We start from the raw sequence: 272 nt of genomic DNA on the forward strand, positions 1-272 counted from the left end.
CCCGCGGGAACGCTGTCCGGGGCGCCGAAGCCGAGGGCCATCGAGATCATCGATGAGCTCGAACCGGCCGACCGCGGCATCTACGGCGGCACCGTCGGATATTTCGACTTCTCGGGCAACCTCGACATGGCGATTGCCATCCGCACCGCTTTCATCCGCGACCACGAGGCGAGCGTGCAGGCAGGGGCCGGAATCGTGCTTGATTCCGTACCCGCCAACGAATGGCAGGAAACCCGTAACAAGGCCGAGGCAAGCGTCGAGTCCGTACAGAT

1 protein-coding gene is annotated in these 272 nt (G+C 64.3%); it reads left to right on the forward strand.

Going from position 1 to position 272, the window contains the following annotated elements:
- A partial coding sequence (locus B3C64_RS02960) for a chorismate-binding protein (RefSeq protein ID WP_291533624.1) occupies positions 1 to 272 on the forward strand: 272 nt, incomplete at both ends.

It is taken from the genome of Bifidobacterium sp. UBA6881, assembly GCA_002451435.1.
GTDB lineage: Bacteria > Actinomycetota > Actinomycetes > Actinomycetales > Bifidobacteriaceae > Bifidobacterium.